The following is a 2546-nucleotide window of genomic DNA, read 5'->3' as shown; positions in this document are numbered from 1 at the left end:
CGAGGGCGACCACATCGTCGGCGAGACGGTCGGCGCCCTCGCGTCCGCCGGGGCGGTACCACTCGACGATCGAGTTGATCATCCCGAACACGAGTCGCGCGACGACGCTCGCATCGATGTCGGCACGCAGCGCGCCTTCGCTCTGCGCCTCCCACACGAGCGCGGTGATCCGACGGTCGAAGGCCCGCCTGCGGATCAGCGCCTTACGCTCCACATCGGTGTTCCCCCGCACGCGCAGCAGCAGCGTCACAGCCGGCAGCTGGTCGACGAGCACACGGACGGCGCCGCGGAGCACGTGCTCGAGCCTGTCGACAGCGCTGGGTGCAGCCGGCCCCTGGGCCGATTCGGGAAGCGGGTTCTCCACGACGGCCTCGAGGCCGCTCAGGGCCGCGTCGAGAGCGAGGTCGAGGATCTCGTCCTTCGAGCCGAAGTGATGGTAGATCGCCGACTTCGACAGACCGAGCCGCTCGGCGAGCATGCCGATCGACGTGGCGTCGTACCCGTATTCGTTGAAGGCGGCGACGGCGACACCGAGGATCCCCTGCTGGTCGTACCCGGGGCGGCCTCGTCGTGTGCTCTGCATCTCGGACATCACCCCACAGTCTCGCACCCGATGGGGCGTGCACACCGGAGCATCGGCCGCGAGGCGACCGCGGTGTCGCTGGTCGTCACCGCAGGTCGTACACCCGCTTGTACTTCCCCTCGCTCCGAGGCAGCGTCCCCGGCTCGGCGAGCTGCACCGCGACGGTCGATCCCACGAAGATCTTGATCCGCTGCGCGAGCACCTCCGCCGCGCTCTGGCAGGTCTCCACGGACAGGTCGGGGTGGCGCTCGATGCGCACCTTCAGCGTGTCCATCCGTCCTTCCTTCGACAGCTCGAGGATGAAGTGCGGGGTCAGCTGCTCGATCCCCAGGACCAGCTCCTCGATCTGCGTGGGGAACAGGTTCACACCGCGCAGGATGATCATGTCGTCGTTGCGACCGGTGATCTTCTCCATCCGTCGCATCCCCGGACGCGCGGTCCCCGGCAGCAGTCGGGTGAGATCGCGGGTGCGATAGCGGATCACGGGGAACGCCTCCTTGGTGAGGGAGGTGAAGACGAGCTCGCCGAGTTCGCCGCCCGGCAGCGCCGCCCCGCTGTCCCCGTCGATGATCTCCGGCAGGAAGTGGTCCTCCCACAGATGCGGACCGTCCTTGGTCTCGAGGCACTCATTGCCCACCCCCGGCCCCATGACCTCGCTGAGCCCGTAGATGTCGAGGGCGTCGATCCCCAGACGCTGTTCGAGCTCGTGACGCATCTCGTTCGACCACGGCTCGGCGCCCAGCACCGCGACCTTCAACGACGTGGAGCGCGGGTCGACGCCCTGCGCAGCCATCGCGTCGGCGATCGTGAGGAGGTAGCTCGGCGTGCACAGGATCGCATCCGGCTCGAAGTCGAGGATGAGCTGCACCTGGCGGGCGGTCTGGCCGCCGGACATGGGGATGGCGGTCGCTCCGAGCGCTTCGATGCCCGCGTGCGCGCCGAGACCGCCGGTGAACAGCCCGTAACCGTAGGCGTTGTGCACCTTCATCCCGCGGCGGATCCCGCTCGCACGCAGCGAGCGCGCCACCAGCGAAGCCCACCTGTCGAGGTCGCCCCGCGTGTAACCGACGACCGTGGGTCGCCCCGTGGTGCCGCTGGAGGCGTGGATGCGGGCGACGTCGGACATCGGCACCGCGAACATCCCGAACGGGTAGGTCTCGCGCAGATCCTCCTTGGTCGTGAAGGGCAGCAGCTGCACGTCGTCGAGGGTACGGATGTCTTCCGGACGCACCCCCGCCTCATCGAGTTTGCGCGTGTAGAGAGGCACGTTCGCGTAGGCGTGGCGCACGGTCTGCTGCAGTCGGGCGAGCTGGAGCGCGGCGATCTCGTCGCGACCCATGCGCTCTTCGGCATCGAGCTCGGCGGCTGCGGGCGGGCGGACACGGGGGGATGCTGCGGTCGTCATCGACACGGGGGACTCCAGGGGGTCAGAAGGTCTGGCTGGTGGTGCGGGAACGCCCGCGGAACTCGGCGACGGGGTCGCCCTGCTCGTCGACGACGGTCACGTCGTAGATGCCGGAGCGTCCGGTGCGCGATCGCCGGATCGCGGTCGCGGTGAGCGTCTGGCCGGAGACGGTCGGCTTGAGGAAGGAGATGTCCGCTCCGGCGGCGACCGTGACCCGATCGTCTTCGTTGCACGCGATCGCGAAGGCGGTGTCGGCCAGGGCGAAGACGAATCCGCCGTGGGTGATCTGGAAGCCGTTGGTCATGTCATCCCGCACGCGCATCGAGACGACCGCATGCCCCGGATCGTCGCGTTCGACGACCAGGCCCAACGAGGCCGAGGCGCGGTCGCGCTCCATCATGGCGCGATTGGGTCGCACGGCGTCGGTCGCCTGCGTCGTCGCTTGTGTCATCGTCGACCTCCTCGTCGAGCGGGTCGGACGTCGCACCTGCGACATCCGACCCGCTCATACTAACCGAACGATCGGTCAGTTAGTCAACGGAGTCGGCGAGCGCCGCC

At 68.8% G+C, this 2546-nt stretch carries 3 protein-coding genes; all 3 read right to left on the bottom strand.

Features of this window, described 5'->3' with window-relative positions; all coding sequences use genetic code 11:
- The coding region (locus tag KZA10_RS12160) for a TetR/AcrR family transcriptional regulator (RefSeq protein ID WP_218683005.1) at positions 1–592 on the bottom strand (592 nt) is incomplete at its 3' end.
- A 76-nt stretch (positions 593–668) separates the two neighbouring features.
- Positions 669–1994 carry a phenylacetate--CoA ligase PaaK gene (gene paaK, locus KZA10_RS12155; RefSeq protein ID WP_373695261.1) on the bottom strand — a complete coding sequence of 442 codons (1326 nt, stop codon included), beginning with the start codon at positions 1992–1994 and terminating at the stop codon, positions 669–671.
- Positions 1995–2010: 16 nt separating this feature from the next.
- Positions 2011–2439, bottom strand: a complete 429-nt coding sequence (gene paaI / locus KZA10_RS12150; protein WP_055871214.1) for a hydroxyphenylacetyl-CoA thioesterase PaaI — start codon at positions 2437–2439, stop codon at positions 2011–2013.
- Positions 2440–2546 lie beyond the last annotated feature (107 nt).

Source organism: Microbacterium sp. BF1 (assembly GCF_019279095.1).
In the GTDB taxonomy this organism is placed as follows: domain Bacteria; phylum Actinomycetota; class Actinomycetes; order Actinomycetales; family Microbacteriaceae; genus Microbacterium; species Microbacterium maritypicum.
Note: the sequence above shows the minus strand (reverse complement) of the source record. Positions and strands in the feature narration are given on the sequence as shown.

Coding starts and splice junctions, on each gene's coding strand:
- paaI (WP_055871214.1), bottom strand. CDS start 2,439: ATGACACAAGCGACGACGCAGGCGACCGACGCCGTGCGACCCAATCGC.